Genomic DNA, 18,290 nt, shown 5'->3' on the forward strand with positions numbered 1-18,290 from the left:
CCCGCAAGCAGCCTCAAACGAATTGTTCGCGCATCAGCCTTTCCTCCAGCCCATGGCCGGGATCAAACAGCAGACGGTGGCTGATCGAGGTCTCGGAGCGGATCTCGACCCACAACACGGAATCGACGCCGCGCGAATCGGCATCGGCCATGACCGGGCGCTTGTCGGGCTCCAGCACGTCAAAGCGCAGGGTCGCGGATTTGGGCAGGATCGCACCGCGCCAGCGCCGGGGGCGGAAGGCGGCAATCGCCGTCAGCGCCAGCACGTCCGAACCAAGCGGCAGGATCGGACCATTGGCCGAGTAGTTATAGGCGGTCGACCCAGCGGGCGTGGACAGCAGCGCGCCGTCGCAGACCAGCTCCTCCATCCGGACGCGGCCATTGACGGACAGGCGCAGCCGCGCGGCTTGGGGTCCGGCGCGCAGCAGGCTGACCTCGTTGATGGCCAGCGCGCAATGCTCATGCCCGTCGGTCGTGCCTGCGGTCATCGCCAGCGGATTGGTCGCGGTTTCCTCGGCCGCCGCGATGCGCTCGGGCAGGTTTTCGGCGGAATAGGCGTTCATCAGAAAGCCGACCGTGCCGCGATTCATGCCGTAAACCGGCAGTCCGCGGTTCTGATGCATGACGTTCAGCATCAAGCCGTCACCGCCAAGGGCGACGATCACCTCGGCCTCGCGGACGGGCACGTGGCCGTAGCGCTCGGACAGGGTCTCGGCGGCGCTGGCGGCGGCCTCGGTGCTGCTTGAAATGAAATGAATCTTCATGCCCGCCATCATGGCGCGGGATCGGCGCGGCGCAAGCCCCCGATGGATACAGGAATATCTACCGCACAGGCGTCGCATCCGTCCCTAGCGGGCCGTGAGATTTCGGTCTATGAGGCCGCAAGCCGCTTTTGTATGAGGACCAGATGCCCGATACCGGATTCTTCACTGAGACGCTGGACAGCCGCGATCCCGAAATTTTTGGCGCAATCCGCAAGGAACTGGGCCGCCAGCGCGACGAGATCGAGTTGATCGCGTCGGAAAACATCGTCTCCAAGGCGGTGCTTGAGGCGCAGGGCTCGGTCCTGACCAACAAATATGCCGAAGGCTATCCGGGCAAGCGCTACTATGGCGGCTGCCAATATGTCGATATCGCCGAGACGCTGGCGATCGAGCGCGCGAAACAGCTGTTCGGCTGCGAATTCGCCAACGTCCAGCCGAACTCGGGAAGCCAGATGAACCAGGCCGTGTTCCTGGCGCTGCTGCAGCCGGGCGACACGTTCATGGGCCTTGACCTGAATTCGGGCGGCCACCTGACCCATGGCTCGCCGGTCAACATGTCGGGGAAATGGTTCAACGTCGTCAGCTATGGCGTGCGCCAGCAGGACCAGTTGCTGGACATGGAAGAGATCCGCAGGAAGGCGCTGGAAAGCAAGCCCAAGCTGATCGTCGCCGGCGGCACCGCTTACAGCCGCATCTGGGACTGGGCCGAATTCCGCAAGATCGCGGATGAGGTCAGCGCCTATCTGATGGTCGACATGGCCCATATCGCGGGTCTGGTTGCCGGTGGCCAGCATCCCTCGCCGCTGCCGCACGCCCATGTCGTGACCACCACCACGCACAAGTCGCTGCGCGGCCCGCGCGGCGGCATGGTGCTGACCAACGACGCCGACATCGCGAAAAAGATCAACTCGGCGGTGTTCCCCGGCCTGCAGGGCGGCCCGCTGATGCATGTCATCGCCGCCAAGGCCGTCGCCTTCAAAGAGGCGCTGGACCCCAGCTTCAAGGACTATGCAGCGCAGATCGTCAAAAACGCGCAGGCGATGGCCGATGAGCTGATGAAGGGCGGGATCGACATCGTCTCGGGCGGCACCGACAACCACCTGTGTCTGGCCGACCTGCGCCCGAAAGGCGTGACCGGCAAGGCGACCGAGGCGGCCTTGGGCCGTGCGCACATCACCTGCAACAAGAACGGCGTGCCGTTCGATCCGGAAAAACCCTTCGTGACCTCGGGCATCCGTCTGGGCGCGCCGGCGGGCACCACCCGCGGTTTCAAGGAAGAAGAGTTCCGCCAGATCGCGCGCTGGATCGTCGAGGTCGTCGACGGCCTTGCCGCCAATGGCGATGAGGGCAATGCCGAGGTCGAGGCCAAAGTGAAGGCCGAGGTCGAGGCGCTTTGCGCCAAGTTCCCGCTGTATCAGGGCATGTGATCGAAAAACTGCGCGGGCTTACACAAGCCCGCGCATCGTCATGATCCAAAGGGCGAACGCGCCAAGGATCATCAGGCCGAAGATGACGCTTGCGGCCACGCTCAGCACCCCGCCTCCGATCCGTCCGGCCTGCCCCAAGGGGCGCAGATAGGCCGTCAGCGCCCTATGCGCGTGATCGAGCTTCTGGAAATCCACCTGCCGCGCCAGTTTCGGATGACCCGCAAGACTGTCGGCATGGGCCAGCAGCATGGCCTCGCGCCGCAATTTGCGTGGCAATGCCCCACCGCGCCGCTTCAGCATCTGCGCCAGATCCGCCGTATGACCGCGCCGGACACCGCCGAAACGCGCCGCCATCAGGCTTGCCACCTCATCCGCCATCGGCCTGATCGTGTCGATCATTCCCGCCCCCTTGCCTTTCCGCCAAGGCTACCGCCTCTGGCGGTTTTTCGCCAGTACCGCTAGGCTGCCGCCATGATGCTGAACATGACGATTACCGGTGAGGATTCGACGCAGCTGCCCGTGCTTCTGGCGCATGGGCTGTTCGGATCGGGCAAGAATCTGGGCGGGTTGGCCCGCAGGCTGGCACAGACGCGACGGGTGATCCTTGTCGACATGCGCAATCATGGCGACAGTTTCCACGACGCCGACCATAGCTATCCCGCGCTGGCCGGCGATCTGGCCGAGATCATCCGCTCGGTCGGTGGACAGGCGGATGTGCTGGGCCATTCGATGGGCGGTAAATCCGCGATGATGCTGGCGCTGACCCATCCCGAAACGGTGCGCAAACTGGCCGTTCTGGACATCGCCCCCTATGCCTATGCCCATACCCAGACCCCGCTGATCGACGCCATGGAGGGCACCGACCTGACCGGGTTGAAGCTTCGCTCGGCCGCCGATGCGCGGCTGGCCGAGTTCGTGCCGGAACCGGGCGTGCGGGCGTTCTTGCTGCAATCGCTGGACCTGAAATCCGAGCCGCCGCGCTGGAAGTTCAACCTGCCCGCCTTGCGCGCACAGATGCCCAATCTGGTCGGCTGGCCCGCAGATGCCCCCAAGGGCAGCTACTCCGGTCCGGCGCTGTTCCTTGCCGGGGCCGAATCCGATTATTGCCGTGAACCGCAGGTCGAGGCGATCCGCGCCCATTTCCCGCAGGCAAAGCTGCGCTATTTTGCCGGGGCTGGCCATTGGCTGCATGCCGACCGCCCAGTCGAGGTCGCCGAGACCGTCGCCACCTTCTTCGACTAGCAGCGCAGGCTGACCTTGCCCTCTCCGGTATCGCCGGGGATGCGTGAGGTCAGGCTGTTCGCGATCGCTTCGCAGCCACTGGCCTGACTGGCGGCCTGCATCATCAATTCGGGAACGCGCGCGCGGTCCTTGCGGGACAGATAGCCCAGTCGGATCACCTCGGCCTCGCTCTCCTTGACGAAGACGGCAAAGCGGATGCCGTCGATTTCCAGATCATGCCGCGTTGCGCCGAAATATTCCGGCGCGGGCGACGCGCATGAGGCGAGAATCAACAGAGACAGGATCATAAGACGCATGACCGAAGCCTGCGCCGAAACGAATTAAGAAAACGCTAACGGCTTGGGCAGGCTCCATGATTTCTCACCACGCCACAGCATCGGCAAGCTTCCGCGCAATCCCTTCGTCCCGCGCGTGACTTTCCGCCGACAACCCGCCTGCGCCGCTCATCTCGCGCTTGTGTGAGCGGTGGTGGCATAAATCCTGCCCTAGTCTTGGCCAAAACGAGCAGTCAACGACAAGGAGCAACCAATGCGCCGTATCCTTCACCTTGCCCCGATTTTGGCCGTCATGGCGGTCTCGGCCTGCGAAACCATGCAGGGCGCGGGCCGCGACATGCAGACAGCGGGCGCGCTGCTGACCGATCAGGCCGCGACCAGCCAGACCCAGATGGGGCAACAGCCCTACACGGCCCCTGCCCCGTATTGAGGCCAAACAAAGGCCAGCCCGCGTTCCCCTGCCCGTTTCAGGGCAGGCCGATCGCGTCCGATCATTGCTGCGTTGACGGTTTGCCCCGATGCCACCCAGAATCCAGCGCGTCACAACCGGGGAACCTGCCATGACGCCGTTCGATTTGTGGGCCGCAATTCTGAAAGCGCCATTTTCCGGCGACGTTCAGGTCAATCAGGAAATCCAGCCGCGCTTCTGGTCCTCCGATCTCAAGGGCATCCCCGAGATCGAGGACCGCATCCAGACCGAGGTCGCAAGCTTCGGCAAGCAGCTTGGCAAGATCATCGAGGCGCTGCTGGTGCTGTCGCACGAGGCCGGCATAAAGCTGGACGAAATCGAAAAGATCAACGCCGAGGTCGCAGAGGTGAAAAAGAACAGCAAGGAAGCCATCCGCGCCGAAGCCGTCGACGCATTGGAGCGGCTGCGAAAGGTGGATGAGGGGGCGTGGCGGCAGGTTATCGGCGGCGACAGGGCCTGATCGCTGGATGCAGTGTCGGACCGACGTCAGGCAGCACGGTTCGAAACCGCGGAAATGCGATAAATGAGAACGCCCGCCGGGTGACGGCGGGCGTTTCGATTCTGCAGCTCGGACTAAGACCTCAGCTGTCCATCTTGAGCGCTTGGATGAAGGCCGTCTGCGGGATTTCGACCTTGCCGAACTGCCGCATCTTCTTCTTACCGGCCTTCTGCTTTTCCAGCAGCTTCTTCTTACGCGTAGCGTCGCCGCCATAGCATTTCGCGGTCACGTCCTTGCGCATCGCCGACAGCGTCTCGCGGGCGATCACGCGCGAGCCGATGGCAGCCTGAATCGGGATCTTGAACATGTGGCGGGGGATAAGCTCTTTCAGCTTTTCCACCATCACACGGCCACGGCTTTCAGCACGGTCGCGGTGGACCATGATCGACAGCGCATCGACCGGCTCATCGTTCACCAGGATCGACATCTTGACCAGGAAATCCTCGCGGTATTCGCTGATCTGATAGTCGAAGGACGCATAGCCCTTGGTCACCGATTTCAGGCGGTCATAGAAGTCGAAGACCACCTCGGCCAGCGGCAGGTCATAGACCACCATGGCGCGGTTGCCGGCATAGGTCAGGTCCATCTGGATGCCGCGGCGATCTTGGCACAGCTTCAGCACGTCGCCCAGATATTCGTCCGGGACCATGATCGTGGCCTTGATCCGCGGTTCCTGGATATGGTCGACATAGGTCAGGTCGGGCATGTCGGCGGGGTTGTGCAGATCGCGCACTTCGCCGTCCTTCATGTGCAGCTTGAAGACCACCGAAGGCGCGGTGGTGATCAGGTCCAGATCGTATTCGCGTTCCAGACGGTCGCGGATCACCTCAAGGTGCAGCAAACCAAGGAAGCCGCAACGGAAGCCGAAGCCGAGCGCGGCCGAGGTCTCCATCTCGTAGCTGAAGGAAGCGTCGTTCAGGGCCAGTTTCTCGATGGCGTCGCGAAGCGCCTCGAAGTCATTGGCATCTACCGGGAACAGGCCGCAGAACACCACCGGCTGGGCAGGTTTGAAGCCCGGCAGCGGCGTGTCAGTGCCCTTCTTCTCATGCGTGATGGTGTCGCCGACGCGGGTGTCGCGGACCTGCTTGATGGATGCCGTCAGCACGCCGATTTCGCCCGGACCCAATTCTGCGATATCGACCATCGCCGGCTTCAGCACGGCCAGCTTGTCGATGCCGTAAAGCGCGCCGGTCTGCATCATCTTGATGCGGTCGCCTTTGCGAACCACGCCGTCCATGACGCGGATCATGACGACGACGCCCAGATAGGCGTCATACCAGCTGTCGACCAGCATGGCCTTCAGGGGCGCGTTGCGGTCGCCTTTCGGCGCGGGCAGGCGCGTCACGATGGCTTCCAGAACGTCCGGGATGCCAAGGCCGGTCTTGGCCGAGATTTCGATGGCGTCATGGGCGTCGATGCCGATCACGTCCTCGATGTTTTCCTTGACCCGCTCGGGTTCGGCAGCGGGCAAGTCGATCTTGTTCAGCACCGGCACGATGTCGTGACCTGCGTCGATCGCCTGATAGACGTTGGCCAGCGTCTGCGCCTCAACGCCTTGGCTGGCATCGACGACCAGCAACGAGCCCTCGACCGCGCGCATCGAGCGGCTGACCTCATAGGCGAAGTCGACGTGGCCGGGGGTGTCGATCAGGTTCAACACGTATCTGCGCCCGTCCTTGGCCGGATATTCGATGCGCACGGTGTTCGCCTTGATGGTGATCCCGCGTTCGCGTTCGATATCCATGCTGTCGAGCAGCTGGGCTTTCATGTCCCGTTCGGCGACCGTGCCCGTCATCTGGATCAGGCGGTCGGCCAGAGTGGATTTACCGTGGTCGATATGCGCCACGATCGAGAAATTGCGGATGAGGTCAAGGTCGGTCATGGCGCGGCTATACTGGGGAAATGGGTTTGCGGGAAGGGGGAACGCGATGGCCTAGCCACGCAGCGGCTCAAACCCTGCGGCACGAAGCTGGCGGCGGCGCAGGATCGCCTCGCGCCACATGGCGTAACAGCCCGAGGCGACGATCAATCCGGCACCGCTCAGCGTCAGCGCATCGGGGCGCTCGCCAAAGACGATGACGGCCAGCGTCAGGGCAAAAACCAGCCGGGCGTAGCGGAAGGGGGCAAGCGCCGCGGCCTCGCCCAGACGGGTGGCGGTGACCAGCAGCGAATAGCCGGCGACGCCGACCGCCATGCAGCCGGCAAACAGCAGCCACTGCCGCAGGCTGGGCATGACGAATTCCTGCCCCAGCACCACGCCCATCGCGATCGAGGCCAGCAGGATCGCGAAAAAGGCCGAGGCCGCCAGTTGCAGCGAATGGATCTGCGCGGGAATGCGGCGGGTGGCGATGTCGCGTGCGGCAAGGCCGATCACCGCGACCAGCGCCATCAGCGAGGCGGGCTGGAAATCCCCAAGACCGGGGCGCAACACCAGCAGCACGCCAAGGAAACCGACACCGATGGCCGTCCAGCGCCGCCAGCCAACCGGCTCGCCCAGGAAAACCGCCGCCCCCAGCACGATGGCCAGCGGCAACGCCTGCATGATCGCCGAGGTCGAGGAAAGTTCGGTCAGCGCCAGGGCGACGACGATACCGATCGAGCCCACCGCCTCGGCCAGGTTGCGCAGCACCACCAGCGGGCGCGCCAGATCGCGCGTCCACATATGCCCGCCCTGCAGCTTGAGCATGCCCCAGAAGCACAGCCAGCCAAGCAGGCCGATCATGCCCAGAACCTCGGCAAAGGGCAGCTCCTGGGACAGAAGCTTGATGAACATGTCCTCGACGGCGAACAGCACCATCGAGACGAGCATCAGCATCGCCGCACGAAAATTCTCGCCGCCCATGGCCCAGGACCTCAATTGTAGGAATTGCAGGCCATGGCATATGCCGCGATGATCGGGGGGTCCAGCCGGAAAGGGACCCAGATGCGCTTCCATGTCGAAGATATGAGCTGCGGCCATTGCACCGCCACCATCGAAAAGGCGGTGGCCGATGCGGGTGGCCATGCCCGCACCGATCTGACCACCCATATCGTCGAGGTCGAGGGGCTGGATGCCACCCGCGCCGAGGCGGTGATTCGTCAGGCCGGATACACGCCCAAAGCCGCCTGAGCGCATATCTTGCGGCCATTTTCCGCCAGTCCTCCAGAACTGGTCGGACCAGTGCGATTGAGCGATGAGGCGGTTTCTGTTAATCTCTGTGGATAATTTGCGGCCTTGTGAGGGTGTTCAGCCCCGCCGCGCCTTGCCCGATCCGAGGAGACAGTGATGTTGAACCGCCTGATCATCGCCGCGGCGGCGGTGGCTTTGACGACGCCGCTTGCCGTAGCCGGCCCCATAGATTCCGCATGTGCCAAATCCCCCCGCCGCTCGACCGACCGCGGCCTTTGCGGCTGCATCCAGCAGGTTGCGGACCAGACCTTGTCGCGTTCCGACCAGCGCCGTGCCGCCCGCTTCTTCAGCGATGCGGACGAGGCGCAATCGGTGCGCATGTCCAAGACCGACGCCGACAACGCCTTCTGGCGGCGCTACGAACGCTTTGCCTCGACCGCCGAGGCCTATTGCTCACGCTAAGACCAGAATGCGCATCGCTGTCCTGACCGGGGCCGGTATCTCGGCGGAAAGTGGAATCAGGACCTTCCGCGCCAGCAATGGTCTGTGGGAGGATCATTGCATCGAAGACGTGGCCTCGGTCGAGGGGTTCATGCGTGACCCGGTGCTGGTCCATCGTTTCTACAACATGCGCCGCGCCGACGCCGCCCGCGCCCAGCCCAATGCCGCGCATAAGGCGCTGGCCCGGCTGGCCCAGCATCACGAATTGACCCTGATCACCCAGAATGTCGACGACCTGCATGAACGCGGCGGCTCGGATGATGTCATCCACATGCATGGCAGCCTGCTGGGCGCGCTTTGCGCGGAATGCGGCCATCGCTGGCCCGCGCCGCTGGCCATGCGCTCGCTGGACCTGTGCCCGAATTGCGGCAAGCCGCAGACCCGCCCCGATATCGTCTGGTTCGGAGAGGTGCCCCATCATCTGGAGCGGATCTTCAACGCCGTCGAGCAAGCGCAGCTTTTTGCCGCCATCGGCACCTCGGGACAGGTCTATCCGGCGGCGGGACTGGCCCGGCATGCGCGCCGCGCCGGCGTGCGCACCATCGAGATGAATATGGCCAACACGGTCATTGGCCGAGATTTCCACGAAAAGCGCTCCGGCCCGGCCTCGCAGGTGGTGCCGGAATGGGTGGCGGAACTTTGCCCCTGACCCTGCGGCGCGGCGCTGCCCGTGCTTGACGAGGCAGCCGCAATCCTCCACCCCTTGCCTTCCCGAACGGAAAGCCGTCCATGCCCCAGACCATTCTTGCCAATGCCCGCCTGATCCTGCCCGATAATGTCCTGACCGGATCGCTGGTCATCGAGGACGGGGCGATCGCCGATATCCGCGCCGGTGCGGATGTCCCTCAGGGTGCGCTGGACATGGCGGGCGACTTCCTTGCCCCCGGCATGGTCGAATTGCATACCGACAATCTGGAACGCCACATGCGCCCACGCCCCGGCGTGGACTGGCCCCATGCGGCGGCGATCATCGCCCATGACGCGGAACTGGCCGGTTGCGGCATCACCACCGTTTTCGACGCCATGCGCGTGGGTTCCGTGGTCAGCGATGGGCCGGATCAGGACTACGAAAAATACGCGCGAGAACTGGCACATGAGTTGATTGATCTGCGCAACGAGGGCGCGTTGCGGATCAGTCACCTGTTGCATTTGCGGGCTGAAGTCTGCTCCGAAACCCTGATCGCAGAGATGGACGAGTTCGGTCCGGACGACCGCGTCGGCATCATCAGCCTGATGGACCACACCCCCGGCCAGCGGCAGTTCCGCGACCTCTCGAAACTCGCGCAATATGTGCAGGGCAAGTACAAGCTGGACGATGCCGCATTCGACGAACATGTCTCGCGGATGAAGGCGCTGCGCGACCGCTACGGCGACGCGCATGAGGCGGCGGCGGTCGAGGTCGCCCACCGTCTGGGCGCGGTGCTGGCCAGCCATGACGACACCACCCCGGAACACGTCGCCCGTTCCGCAGGCTACGGCGTGCGGCTGGCCGAGTTTCCGACCACGCCCGAGGCGGCCTCGGCCTGCCACGATCACGGGATCATGGTGATGATGGGCGCGCCGAACCTGATCCGGGGCGGCTCGCATTCAGGCAATGTCTCGGCCGCCGAACTGGCGCGCGCGGGGCATCTGGATATTCTGTCGTCGGATTACGTGCCCGCCGGGCTGATCGGCGGCGCAATGATCTTGGCCGATCTGTGGAACGACCTGCCCCGCGCCATCGCCACCGTCACCGCCAATCCCGCCACTGCCGCCGGACTGGCGGATCGCGGAAGGCTGCAGCCGGGTCTGCGCGCTGACCTGATGCGGTTTCGCATGGTCGCCGACCGGCCTGTCATACGTGAAACATGGGTGCGCGGCAGCCGCGTCTGAAAACCGGCCCGGATTTGATCTGAATCAAGGGAATCACCCGCATTTCCGGGCAAAAAGCCCTCATGCCGCAAACTGGTGAACATTATTCACCCGGCCGGTCGCAGATCTGAGGGGGTCTGACGACAGGGGGGCGGGGTCCAAACCCCGCCCCCGGCATTTTCCCAGCAATCAGCCGACCCGCAGGTCAGGCCATCAGCCGGTCCTTGATGATCGGGCCGACGGCACCGAAATCCATCTGCCCGGCATGGCGGGCACGCAGTTCGGCCATGACCCGGCCCATGTCGCGGATCGAGGCCGCGCCCAGATCGGTGATGACCTTGTCGATAGCAGCGCGGGCCTCTTCATCCGTCAGCTGGCGCGGCAGGTAGGACTGGATCACCTTGATCTCGTCCTGCTCGCGCTCGGCCAGTTCCAGACGACCGCCCTCTTCGTAGGCCTTCGCCGATTCCTGACGCTGCTTGACCATCTTGGACAGGATGGCGGTCAGATCGGCGTCAGACAGGCCGTTTTCATCCCCGCCCTCACCGCGCGCGGCGATTTCGCGGTCCTTGATCGCGGCCGAGATCAGCCGCAGGGTCGACAGCCGGGCCGTTTCCTTGGCCTTCATCGCCTCTTTGGTGTCTGCCGAGATACGTTCGCGCAATCCCATGTGATCCTCGCTCAATGAATTGACCGGCGCTTGTCCTAGGCTTCGCGTCCGGCGTCAACCCGCCCTGCGCTGTCGCGGTTCCCGGACAAAACGAGCCTTTCCTGCCTTGACGCGACGGGACGCTAACTCTAGGTTCCCGCCGATTTACCCGGAGAGATGACGATGGCCCATAAACCGACTGCATGTCTTGCGCTTGCCGACGGAACCGTTTTCTACGGACAGGGCTTCGGCGCGACCGGAGAAGTGGTTGCCGAGCTGGTCTTCAACACCGCGATGACCGGCTATCAGGAAATCATGACCGATCCCTCCTATGCAAGCCAGATCGTGACCTTCACCTTCCCGCATGTCGGAAACACCGGCGTGACCGAGCAGGACGACGAAGCGCCTGAACCGGTTGCATCCGGCATCGTGGTGAAATGGGACCCGACCGAGCCCTCGAACTGGCGCGCGAATAGCAATCTGGTCGAGTGGATGGAAAAGCGCGGCCGCATCGGCATCGGCGGCATCGATACCCGCCGCCTGACCCGCGCCATCCGTCAGCAGGGCTCGCCGCATGTCGTGCTGAGCCACGACCCCGAGGGCAACTTCGACATCGCCAAGATGGTCGCCAAGGCGCGCGACTGGAAGGGCCTTGTCGGTCTGGATCTGGCCAAGGAAGTCAGCTGCACCCAAAGCTATCGCTGGGATGAGGGCCTGTGGGCCTGGCCGGGCGAGTTCGGCAAGTCGGAAGAGCAGAAGCCCTTCCGCGTCGTCGCACTGGATTACGGCGCGAAACGCAACATCCTGCGCTCGCTGGCACAAAGCGGTGCCGAAGTGACGGTTCTGCCCGCCACCGCCACCGCCGAGGACGTTCTGGCCCATGACCCCGAGGGCGTGTTCCTGTCGAACGGTCCGGGTGACCCGGCCGCGACCGGCGCCTATGCCGTGCCGATGATCCAGGAACTGCTGAAAAAGGACCTGCCGATCTTTGGCATCTGCCTTGGCCACCAGATGCTGGCGCTGGCGCTGGGTGCAAAGACCGTCAAGATGGGCCACGGCCATCACGGCGCGAACCATCCGGTGCGCGACGTCGAAACCGGCAAGGTCGAGATCACCTCGATGAACCACGGTTTCGCGGTTGACGCGCAGACCCTGCCGGAAGGCGTGATCGAGACCCATGTCAGCCTGTTCGACGGCTCGAACTGCGGCTTGCGCATGACTGATCGCCCGGTCTTCTCGGTGCAATATCACCCCGAGGCCAGCCCCGGCCCGCAGGACAGCGCCTATCTGTTCGACCGCTTTGCCGAGGCGATGCGCACCCGCCGCTGATCCGACTGCCGGACTTATGCTTAACCCGTCCTTAACCATCTTTGCTGCAAAGAGGGGTGAACAGGACGGGAATCACCCATGGCCGGCAACTCTGCGCTTGCGACCAACCTGAAGTTTTCGGCAATCGCGGAATCACCCGCGATTGCCGCATTCGATTCCGCCCCGTCGCTGGTCCCGCCACGTGACTTGCGCCCCTTGGGCCAGATCCTGATCGAGGATGACGCGGTCGACCCCGCGAACCTGCTCAGGGCGCTGGTCATGCGTCAGCGCCAAAGCGCCCGGCTGGGCGAAATCCTGCTCTCGAATGGCTGGGTCGACGAACGCGCGCTGATCCGCGCGCTGTGCCGACAATGGCGCACGACCACCATCGATCTTGTCGCCACGCCCCCCGATACCCGCCTGATCGATATGGTGGGGGCCGGGCTTTGCCTTGCCGAAGGGATCGTGCCCTGGCGGCAGATCGGCGGCGTCACCTTTGTCGCGACCGCCCGCCCCGATGCGTTCGACGCCCTGCGCGCGCGCCTGCCGCAGGGGCTGGGCGATCTGCGCATGCTGCTGTGTTCGGAAAACGCGGTGCGCGAGGCGCTGCTGTCGACCCGGCGCATCGCGCTGATCCGCCATGCCGAACTGCGCGTCCCGGCGCGGCTCAGCTGCCGCACTCGCGACGAACGCCGCGTGGGCCGCATCGCCCTTGGGATCGGCGGGGCCGGTGCCGCTGCCCTGCTGCTGGCGCCGATCGCGGTCATCGCGGTCCTGACCTTCTGGGCGGTGCTGACGCTGCTGGCCTCGATGGTGCTGAAAGCGCTCTCCTTCCACGCCATCCTGCGCGATCGGGCCGAGGCGCGCGGGCTGGAACTGGCCATCGCCTCGGGCCGGGCGATTCCTTCGGAAATGAAGGCCCCCCTGCCCCTGATTTCGGTCATGGTGCCCCTGTTCGCCGAGGCCGACATTGCCGACCGCCTGATCGGACGGCTGGCGCGGCTGGACTACCCGCGCGAGTTGATGGACATCCTGATCGTGGTCGAGGAAACTGACCGCGTCACCTGCGAGGCGCTTGAGGGCGTCGCACTGCCGCGCTGGATGCGGGTCATCAAGGTTCCCGATGGCCCGGTGCAGACCAAGCCCCGTGCCCTGAACTATGCGCTGAATTTCTGCCGCGGCCAGATCGTTGGCGTCTGGGACGCCGAGGACCGCCCCGAGCCCGATCAACTGCACAAGGTCGCGCGCGGTTTTCATTTCGCCGCCCCTGACGTGGCCTGCCTGCAAGGCGTGCTGGACTACTACAACCCCCGGACCAACTGGCTCGCCCGCGCCTTTACCATTGAATATGCGGCATGGTTCCGGGGCACTCTGGCGGGTGCTGCGGCGCTGGGACTGGTGGTGCCGCTGGGGGGCACGACACTGTTTTTCCGTCGTGAGCTACTTGAGAATGCGGGTGGCTGGGACGCCTGGAACGTGACGGAGGATGCCGATCTGGGCGTGCGGCTGGCACGCCACGGCTACCGGACCGAGATGCTGGACACCGTCACCCACGAAGAAGCCAATTGCCGCCTGATCCCTTGGGTCAAGCAGCGCTCGCGCTGGCTCAAGGGTTTCGCGATGACCTGGGGCGTGCATATGCGCGACCCGCGGGCGCTGTGGCGCGATCTGGGACCGCGCCGCTTTATCGGGTTGCAGGTGCAGCTGGCGGCCTCGGTCTCGCAATATCTGCTGGCGCCGGTGCTGTGGAGCTTCTGGCTGCTCAGCCTTGGTCTGCCGCATCCGATGCGTGACTTGCTGGAAGGAAGGCTGGGTGGGCATGCCGTCCCGGCGCTGTTCGGGCTGTTCGTGGCCTCGGAACTGCTGAACATGGCTGTCGCCGCCTGGGCAACACGTGGGTCGGACCACCGTCATCTGTGGCCATGGGTTCCGACCATGCATCTTTACTTTCCGCTGGGCTGCCTTGCCGCGTGGAAGGCAATCTACGAGGTCGTCCGCCGCCCCTTCTACTGGGACAAGACCCAGCACGGGCTATACGATACGGTGCCTGATGACGCACCCGCCGCGCCGCCGCAGCAGCAAGACGCGACGGCACCTGCCCCCCGGCAGGTGCCGCTGATCGGATCGATCGGCTAGGCGGTCGCGGGCTGTTCGGACAGCGCCGCGTCGATGATCCCGCCTGCGGCGTCAACGGTTTCTTCCAGCCGCTGCGAAAGCTCGGCAAGGCTTCCCATGCCGGTCTCGCGCAGCAGGAAGGCCTGACCGCCATCGCCCAAGGCCTCCATGTCCAGCGGTCGATCGGTCAGCAGCCGCCCCGAACCTTGCAGCGCCCACAGGAAACGCCGGGCCGTGGCCAGCGTCTCGGCATCGGCTCGCGCGATCAGACCGGCGCGCGGACCGGCCCGCAATTGCGCCGCCACCGCCCGCGCAGGAATGCCCGCACGCAGCGCGAAAGACTGGGCCAGCAACTCGATATCCTGCAAGCGACCGCGACCGATCTTGGCCTCCCATGCGCCATCCGGGGCCTTGGCGGCAAAGATCCGGGCCCGCATCTCTGCCAGATCGGGCAGGACGCGCGGATTCTGGCCCTGCGTATGCAGGACTTCCTGCCGCAGCGCCTCGACCTCATGGCCCAGATCGTGGCCGGACGGGCCGCAGGACCCGATGACGCGGGCTCGGGTCAGGGCCAGATGCTCCCATGTCCAGGCCTCGGTCATCTGGTAATCGCGGAAACTTTGCACCGAGGTCGCGACCGGCCCCTGCCGCCCCGAGGGGCGCAGCCGCATGTCCACCTCATAGAGGCGCCCGGCCGAGGTCGGCGCGGACAAAGCAGTAATCATCGCCTGAGTCAGTCGCGCGTAATAGGCGCGCGGCGCCAGCGGCTTCGGGCCGTCCGAACTGTCCTGCCCACCGGCGTCATAGATCACGATCAGGTCCAGATCCGAGGCCGCGTTCAACTGCCGTGCCCCCAGCGAGCCCATACCCAGCACCACGGCGCCGCGTCCGGGCGGCGGGCCATGGCGGCGGGCGAACTCGGCGGTGACGACGGGGAACAGCGCGGCCACCGTCGCATCGGCGATATCGGCATATTGGCCGCCCGCCTCCTCGGCCCCGATCAGGGCGCGCAGGTGATGGACGCCGGTGCGGAACTGCCATTCATGCGCCCAACGCCGCGCATCGTCCAGCGCCCGCTCATAACCGCCATCCCGCGCTGCAAGCCCCTGTTCCAGCACGCTTTCGATCTGACGATGCAGACCCGCAACGCCGGGCCATTCGGCAAAGAAGCTGCCGCCCAGCACCGCGTCCAGCACCTCGGGGTGACGGGCCAGATAGGCGGCCAACCCCGGCGCGGTGCCGCAGATATCGGCGATCAGGTCGATCAGCTGGGGGTTGGCCTCGAACAACGAGAAAAGCTGCACGCCCGAGGGCAGCCCGGCCAGAAAGGCGTCGAAACGAGCCAGCGCATCCTGCCCGTGATCGCTGCCGGTCAGTCGCGCCAGCAACTCGGGCTCGATCCGCACAAAGACCTGCCGGGCACGTTCGGTGCGCAGCGCCGGATAGGCGCGCCAGCCATCGACCATGGCCTGTGCCTCGGGCGAAAGCCGGGGCCGTTCGCGTTTCTCGGCGGGGGTGAAGAAGCTGGCGGTCAGCGTCTCGACCCGCTGCAGCCGCCCGGTCAGACGTGCTGACCAGACCGCGCTGTCGCCCTCGCCCATCATCTGGGCGATGGTGGCAATGCCCTCGGGCGAGGTCGGGACCAGATGGGTCTGGGCGTCATTGACCATCTGGATGCGATGCTCGATCTCGCGGTGTTCGCGGTAATGATCGGTCAGTTCGGCGGCGACTTCGGGCGGAATCCAGCCCTTATCGGCCAGCCGCGCCAGCCCTTCAACGGTGCCGCGCACGCGCAGGTCGGGGTCGCGGCCTCCGGCGATCAATTGACGGGTCTGGGTGAAGAACTCGATCTCGCGGATGCCGCCCTGACCCAGCTTCATATTGTGGCCCGGCACGCCGATGCGGCCATGCAACCCCTTATGATCGCGGATGCGGCGGCGCATGTCGTCGGTGTCCTGAATGGTCGCGAAATCCAGATGCCTGCGCCAGACAAAGGGGCGCAATTCGCGCAGGAAGCGTTCGCCCACATCAAGATTGCCGCCACAGGGCCGCGCCTTGATATAGGCGCCGCGTTCCCATGTGCGGCCCTCGGCCTCATAATAGGCCAGCGCCGCCGAGACCGACATGCAGACCGGCGTCACCGCTGCATCGGGCCGCAGGCGCAGGTCGGTGCGGAAGACATAGCCCTGATCGGTATTGTCCGAGATGGTCGCCGCCGCCTTGCGGGTGGCGCGGATCAGGGCGGCGCGGGCCTCGAACTGGTCGTCGCGGGCATAGGCGCTGTCGTCGTAAAGCACGATCAGGTCGATATCCGAGGAATAGTTCAGCTCCCCCGCGCCCATCTTGCCCATGGCCAGCGCGGTGATGCCGCCCGCATCGCTCTGGGTCGCGGGCAGCTTGCCTCGCGCCTGCTCATGCGCGACATGGACGCGCAGCGCCAGATCGGTGGCCCGGTCGGCCAGCCGGGTCAGCGCACCGGTCACCTGCTCAAGCGACCAGACCCCGCCCAAGTCGGCCAGCCCCGTCCACAGCGCCACCCGCCGTTTGGCACGGCGCAAGGCCGGTCCCAGCGCCTCGGCGGACAGCGCGTCGAAGCCTTCGGTTTCGCGTTGGACAATATCCACGCCCTCGGCATCCGGCTGGGTCAGCATGGCCGTCAGCCACCCCGCCTCAAGCTGGATCAGCCCCGACAGATAGGGGCTGCACCCCGCCGCGCCGCGGATCAGCTCGGCAAGGCGGTCATCAAGCGGCCCCAGCAGGTCGACAGCGACCTGCCCCCGCGCGGGGTCATGGGGAATCGGAAGGCGGGAGATGCGGTCATGGAATGTCATGGCCCGACCCTATCCGGGGCCAAGCCAAGGTCAATGTCACCGGCGCAGGCAGTTGCCCGATCCTCGACACGAAAATGTCACGGCCGCCGCGGCGGATCGGCGCAGATGGCCTTTTCGGCGCTTGGACTCGGGCGGATCTGTTGCTACGCTTCCGCCATTCCTTGACCCGAAAAAGCTGGTTGGCCGTCCCTTGTCGAGATGCGCAGATCTGATCAGGTTGCAATTGCCCCGGCGCGCACGCGGCCCCGGCCCGGCTAAGGCAGGGCACGGCTGATGCGGCACACCCTGCCCCATGCCCCCCAGTTCTATGTCACCGCTCCGCAACCTTGCCCCTATCTGCATGGCCGGGCCGAGCGGAAGCTGTTCACGGCACTGGCCGGGGATTCCGCCAATGAGCTGAACAATGCGCTGTCGCGGCAGGGCTTCCGGCGGTCGCAGAACGTGCTTTACCGCCCCAGCTGCGAAAGCTGCGTGGCCTGCATGTCGGCGCGCATCCGCATTTCCGAGTTTTCGCCCTCGCGCACCCAGCGCCGGGTGCAGAAGCGCAACGAATCCCTGCGCCGCATGGCCACCAGCGCCTGGGCCACCGAGGAACAGTATGAACTGTTCCGCCGCTATCTGGACCAGCGCCATGCCGATGGCGGCATGGCCGATATGGATATCTTTGAATTCGCCGCGATGATCGAGGAAACCCCGGTCCGCACGCGCGTCATCGAATACCGCCTGACCCAGCCGGGCTGCGCCCCCTCGCAGGACGATCCGCTGATCGCGGTCTGCCTGACGGATGTGCTGGATGACGGGCTGAGCCTTGTCTACAGCTTCTACGATCCACGCTATGAGGCGGCGAGCCTTGGCACCTATGTGATCCTCGATCATATAGAACTGGCGCGCAGCGCGGGCCTGCCCTTCATCTATCTGGGCTACTGGGTCCCCGGCAGCCGCAAGATGGATTACAAGGCCCGCTTCGCCGCGCTGGAGATCTACAAGGGCGGAGTCTGGCAGCCGATCGGCGATCCGGCGCAGCACAGTTCCGACATCCATCCCCTTTCCGTCGATCCGATTGTCGAGCAGGTCGCACGGATCGATCTGCCGCAACGCGCCCGCTAGGCGCTGATTTCGGCAATAAAATTACAATTAGCAGCCATTTGCGGTCATTTTCTTGGATTTGGCCCATTGACCCTGCCGTGCCGCCCCCATAGGTTCCGGCGGCGCGACGGCGGAGGACCACGAATGAGCCGCCCGCGAGGAACA

The 18,290-nt window shown here is 65.1% G+C and carries 18 protein-coding genes; 11 read left to right on the forward strand and 7 right to left on the reverse strand.

The window, feature by feature from the left end:
- Window positions 1–13: 13 nt before the first annotated feature.
- The gene (locus IB235_RS02555; protein WP_192335368.1) at window positions 14–763 is read right to left on the reverse strand and encodes an NAD kinase; all 750 of its coding nucleotides are present in this window, start codon (window positions 761–763) and stop codon (window positions 14–16) included.
- A gap of 143 nt (window positions 764–906) precedes the next feature.
- On the opposite strand from IB235_RS02555, the gene glyA reads away from it, so the two are divergent.
- Window positions 907–2,190, forward strand: a complete 1,284-nt coding sequence (gene glyA, locus IB235_RS02560) for a serine hydroxymethyltransferase (protein ID WP_192335370.1) — start codon at window positions 907–909, stop codon at window positions 2,188–2,190.
- Window positions 2,191–2,208: 18 nt separating this feature from the next.
- Here glyA and IB235_RS02565 read toward each other — a convergent pair whose 3' ends face one another.
- Entirely contained in the window at window positions 2,209–2,589 is a 381-nt protein-coding gene (locus tag IB235_RS02565) for a hypothetical protein (RefSeq protein ID WP_155038042.1), read from the reverse strand.
- Window positions 2,590–2,664: 75 nt separating this feature from the next.
- Here IB235_RS02565 and IB235_RS02570 point away from each other — a divergent pair, with 75 nt between their 5' ends.
- The gene (locus IB235_RS02570) at window positions 2,665–3,432 is read left to right on the forward strand and encodes an alpha/beta fold hydrolase (protein WP_192335908.1); all 768 of its coding nucleotides are present in this window, start codon (window positions 2,665–2,667) and stop codon (window positions 3,430–3,432) included.
- On the opposite strand, the gene IB235_RS02575 is transcribed toward IB235_RS02570, so the two are convergent.
- The gene (locus tag IB235_RS02575) at window positions 3,429–3,728 is read right to left on the reverse strand and encodes a hypothetical protein (protein ID WP_155038044.1); all 300 of its coding nucleotides are present in this window, start codon (window positions 3,726–3,728) and stop codon (window positions 3,429–3,431) included. The genes IB235_RS02570 and IB235_RS02575 overlap by 4 nt on opposite strands.
- Before the next feature lie 232 nt (window positions 3,729–3,960).
- Between IB235_RS02575 and IB235_RS02580 the strand changes: the two genes are divergently transcribed.
- A complete protein-coding gene (locus IB235_RS02580; RefSeq protein WP_155038045.1) occupies window positions 3,961–4,137 on the forward strand; it encodes an entericidin A/B family lipoprotein in 177 nt (58 codons plus the stop codon).
- Window positions 4,138–4,267: 130 nt separating this feature from the next.
- Window positions 4,268–4,636, forward strand: coding sequence for a hypothetical protein (locus IB235_RS02585; protein ID WP_192335372.1), 369 nt, complete (start codon window positions 4,268–4,270; stop codon window positions 4,634–4,636).
- A 121-nt stretch (window positions 4,637–4,757) separates the two neighbouring features.
- Here IB235_RS02585 and lepA read toward each other — a convergent pair whose 3' ends face one another.
- Both lepA and IB235_RS02595 read right to left on the reverse strand, forming a co-directional pair.
- A complete protein-coding gene (gene lepA, locus IB235_RS02590) occupies window positions 4,758–6,557 on the reverse strand; it encodes a translation elongation factor 4 (RefSeq protein ID WP_155038047.1) in 1,800 nt (599 codons plus the stop codon).
- Window positions 6,558–6,608: 51 nt separating this feature from the next.
- Window positions 6,609–7,517 carry a DMT family transporter gene (locus IB235_RS02595; RefSeq protein WP_155038048.1) on the reverse strand — a complete coding sequence of 303 codons (909 nt, stop codon included), beginning with the start codon at window positions 7,515–7,517 and terminating at the stop codon, window positions 6,609–6,611.
- A 33-nt stretch (window positions 7,518–7,550) separates the two neighbouring features.
- Here IB235_RS02595 and IB235_RS02600 point away from each other — a divergent pair, with 33 nt between their 5' ends.
- From IB235_RS02600 to IB235_RS02615, 4 genes are all read left to right on the forward strand, one after another.
- Window positions 7,551–7,784 (forward strand): heavy-metal-associated domain-containing protein, encoded by a 234-nt coding sequence (locus tag IB235_RS02600; protein ID WP_225612023.1) that lies wholly within the window; start codon window positions 7,551–7,553, stop codon window positions 7,782–7,784.
- Window positions 7,785–7,940: 156 nt separating this feature from the next.
- The gene (locus IB235_RS02605; RefSeq protein ID WP_155038049.1) at window positions 7,941–8,246 is read left to right on the forward strand and encodes a hypothetical protein; all 306 of its coding nucleotides are present in this window, start codon (window positions 7,941–7,943) and stop codon (window positions 8,244–8,246) included.
- 7 nt (window positions 8,247–8,253) lie between these two features.
- Window positions 8,254–8,934 carry an NAD-dependent deacylase gene (locus IB235_RS02610; RefSeq protein WP_155038050.1) on the forward strand — a complete coding sequence of 227 codons (681 nt, stop codon included), beginning with the start codon at window positions 8,254–8,256 and terminating at the stop codon, window positions 8,932–8,934.
- An 80-nt stretch (window positions 8,935–9,014) separates the two neighbouring features.
- Window positions 9,015–10,157 carry an alpha-D-ribose 1-methylphosphonate 5-triphosphate diphosphatase gene (locus IB235_RS02615; protein ID WP_192335374.1) on the forward strand — a complete coding sequence of 381 codons (1,143 nt, stop codon included), beginning with the start codon at window positions 9,015–9,017 and terminating at the stop codon, window positions 10,155–10,157.
- 184 nt (window positions 10,158–10,341) lie between these two features.
- Here IB235_RS02615 and IB235_RS02620 read toward each other — a convergent pair whose 3' ends face one another.
- Window positions 10,342–10,806: a GatB/YqeY domain-containing protein gene (locus IB235_RS02620; protein WP_155038052.1), complete on the reverse strand. Its 465-nt coding sequence runs from the start codon at window positions 10,804–10,806 to the stop codon at window positions 10,342–10,344.
- A 162-nt stretch (window positions 10,807–10,968) separates the two neighbouring features.
- Between IB235_RS02620 and carA the strand changes: the two genes are divergently transcribed.
- Together carA and IB235_RS02630 are read left to right on the forward strand one after the other, a co-directional pair.
- Entirely contained in the window at window positions 10,969–12,114 is a 1,146-nt protein-coding gene (gene carA, locus IB235_RS02625) for a glutamine-hydrolyzing carbamoyl-phosphate synthase small subunit (protein WP_192335376.1), read from the forward strand.
- A 78-nt stretch (window positions 12,115–12,192) separates the two neighbouring features.
- Window positions 12,193–14,229 (forward strand): glycosyltransferase, encoded by a 2,037-nt coding sequence (locus IB235_RS02630; RefSeq protein ID WP_192335378.1) that lies wholly within the window; start codon window positions 12,193–12,195, stop codon window positions 14,227–14,229.
- Here the strand turns inward: IB235_RS02630 and IB235_RS02635 are convergent.
- Window positions 14,226–17,039 carry a glutamine-synthetase adenylyltransferase gene (locus tag IB235_RS02635; protein ID WP_192335380.1) on the reverse strand — a complete coding sequence of 938 codons (2,814 nt, stop codon included), beginning with the start codon at window positions 17,037–17,039 and terminating at the stop codon, window positions 14,226–14,228. The genes IB235_RS02630 and IB235_RS02635 overlap by 4 nt on opposite strands.
- 273 nt (window positions 17,040–17,312) lie before the next feature.
- On the opposite strand from IB235_RS02635, the gene IB235_RS02640 reads away from it, so the two are divergent.
- On the forward strand, window positions 17,313–18,146 hold the full coding sequence (locus tag IB235_RS02640) for an arginyltransferase (protein WP_155038056.1): 834 nt from the start codon (window positions 17,313–17,315) through the stop codon (window positions 18,144–18,146).
- Window positions 18,147–18,290 lie beyond the last annotated feature (144 nt).

It is taken from the genome of Paracoccus sp. PAR01 (assembly GCF_014851995.1).
GTDB lineage: Bacteria > Pseudomonadota > Alphaproteobacteria > Rhodobacterales > Rhodobacteraceae > Paracoccus > Paracoccus litorisediminis.

Excerpts from the sequence above, each read along its gene's own strand:
- IB235_RS02555 (WP_192335368.1), bottom strand. The coding sequence starts at position 763 with ATGAAGATTCATTTCATTTCAAGCAGCACCGAGGCCGCCGCCAGCGCC.
- glyA (WP_192335370.1), top strand. The coding sequence starts at position 907 with ATGCCCGATACCGGATTCTTCACTGAGACGCTGGACAGCCGCGATCCC.
- IB235_RS02565 (WP_155038042.1), bottom strand. The coding sequence starts at position 2,589 with ATGATCGACACGATCAGGCCGATGGCGGATGAGGTGGCAAGCCTGATG.
- IB235_RS02570 (WP_192335908.1), top strand. The coding sequence starts at position 2,665 with ATGCTGAACATGACGATTACCGGTGAGGATTCGACGCAGCTGCCCGTG.
- IB235_RS02575 (WP_155038044.1), bottom strand. The coding sequence starts at position 3,728 with ATGCGTCTTATGATCCTGTCTCTGTTGATTCTCGCCTCATGCGCGTCG.
- IB235_RS02580 (WP_155038045.1), top strand. The coding sequence starts at position 3,961 with ATGCGCCGTATCCTTCACCTTGCCCCGATTTTGGCCGTCATGGCGGTC.
- IB235_RS02585 (WP_192335372.1), top strand. The coding sequence starts at position 4,268 with ATGACGCCGTTCGATTTGTGGGCCGCAATTCTGAAAGCGCCATTTTCC.
- lepA (WP_155038047.1), bottom strand. The coding sequence starts at position 6,557 with ATGACCGACCTTGACCTCATCCGCAATTTCTCGATCGTGGCGCATATC.
- IB235_RS02595 (WP_155038048.1), bottom strand. The coding sequence starts at position 7,517 with ATGGGCGGCGAGAATTTTCGTGCGGCGATGCTGATGCTCGTCTCGATG.
- IB235_RS02600 (WP_225612023.1), top strand. The coding sequence starts at position 7,551 with ATGGCATATGCCGCGATGATCGGGGGGTCCAGCCGGAAAGGGACCCAG.
- IB235_RS02605 (WP_155038049.1), top strand. The coding sequence starts at position 7,941 with ATGTTGAACCGCCTGATCATCGCCGCGGCGGCGGTGGCTTTGACGACG.
- IB235_RS02610 (WP_155038050.1), top strand. The coding sequence starts at position 8,254 with ATGCGCATCGCTGTCCTGACCGGGGCCGGTATCTCGGCGGAAAGTGGA.
- IB235_RS02615 (WP_192335374.1), top strand. The coding sequence starts at position 9,015 with ATGCCCCAGACCATTCTTGCCAATGCCCGCCTGATCCTGCCCGATAAT.
- IB235_RS02620 (WP_155038052.1), bottom strand. The coding sequence starts at position 10,806 with ATGGGATTGCGCGAACGTATCTCGGCAGACACCAAAGAGGCGATGAAG.
- carA (WP_192335376.1), top strand. The coding sequence starts at position 10,969 with ATGGCCCATAAACCGACTGCATGTCTTGCGCTTGCCGACGGAACCGTT.
- IB235_RS02630 (WP_192335378.1), top strand. The coding sequence starts at position 12,193 with ATGGCCGGCAACTCTGCGCTTGCGACCAACCTGAAGTTTTCGGCAATC.
- IB235_RS02635 (WP_192335380.1), bottom strand. The coding sequence starts at position 17,039 with ATGACATTCCATGACCGCATCTCCCGCCTTCCGATTCCCCATGACCCC.
- IB235_RS02640 (WP_155038056.1), top strand. The coding sequence starts at position 17,313 with ATGCGGCACACCCTGCCCCATGCCCCCCAGTTCTATGTCACCGCTCCG.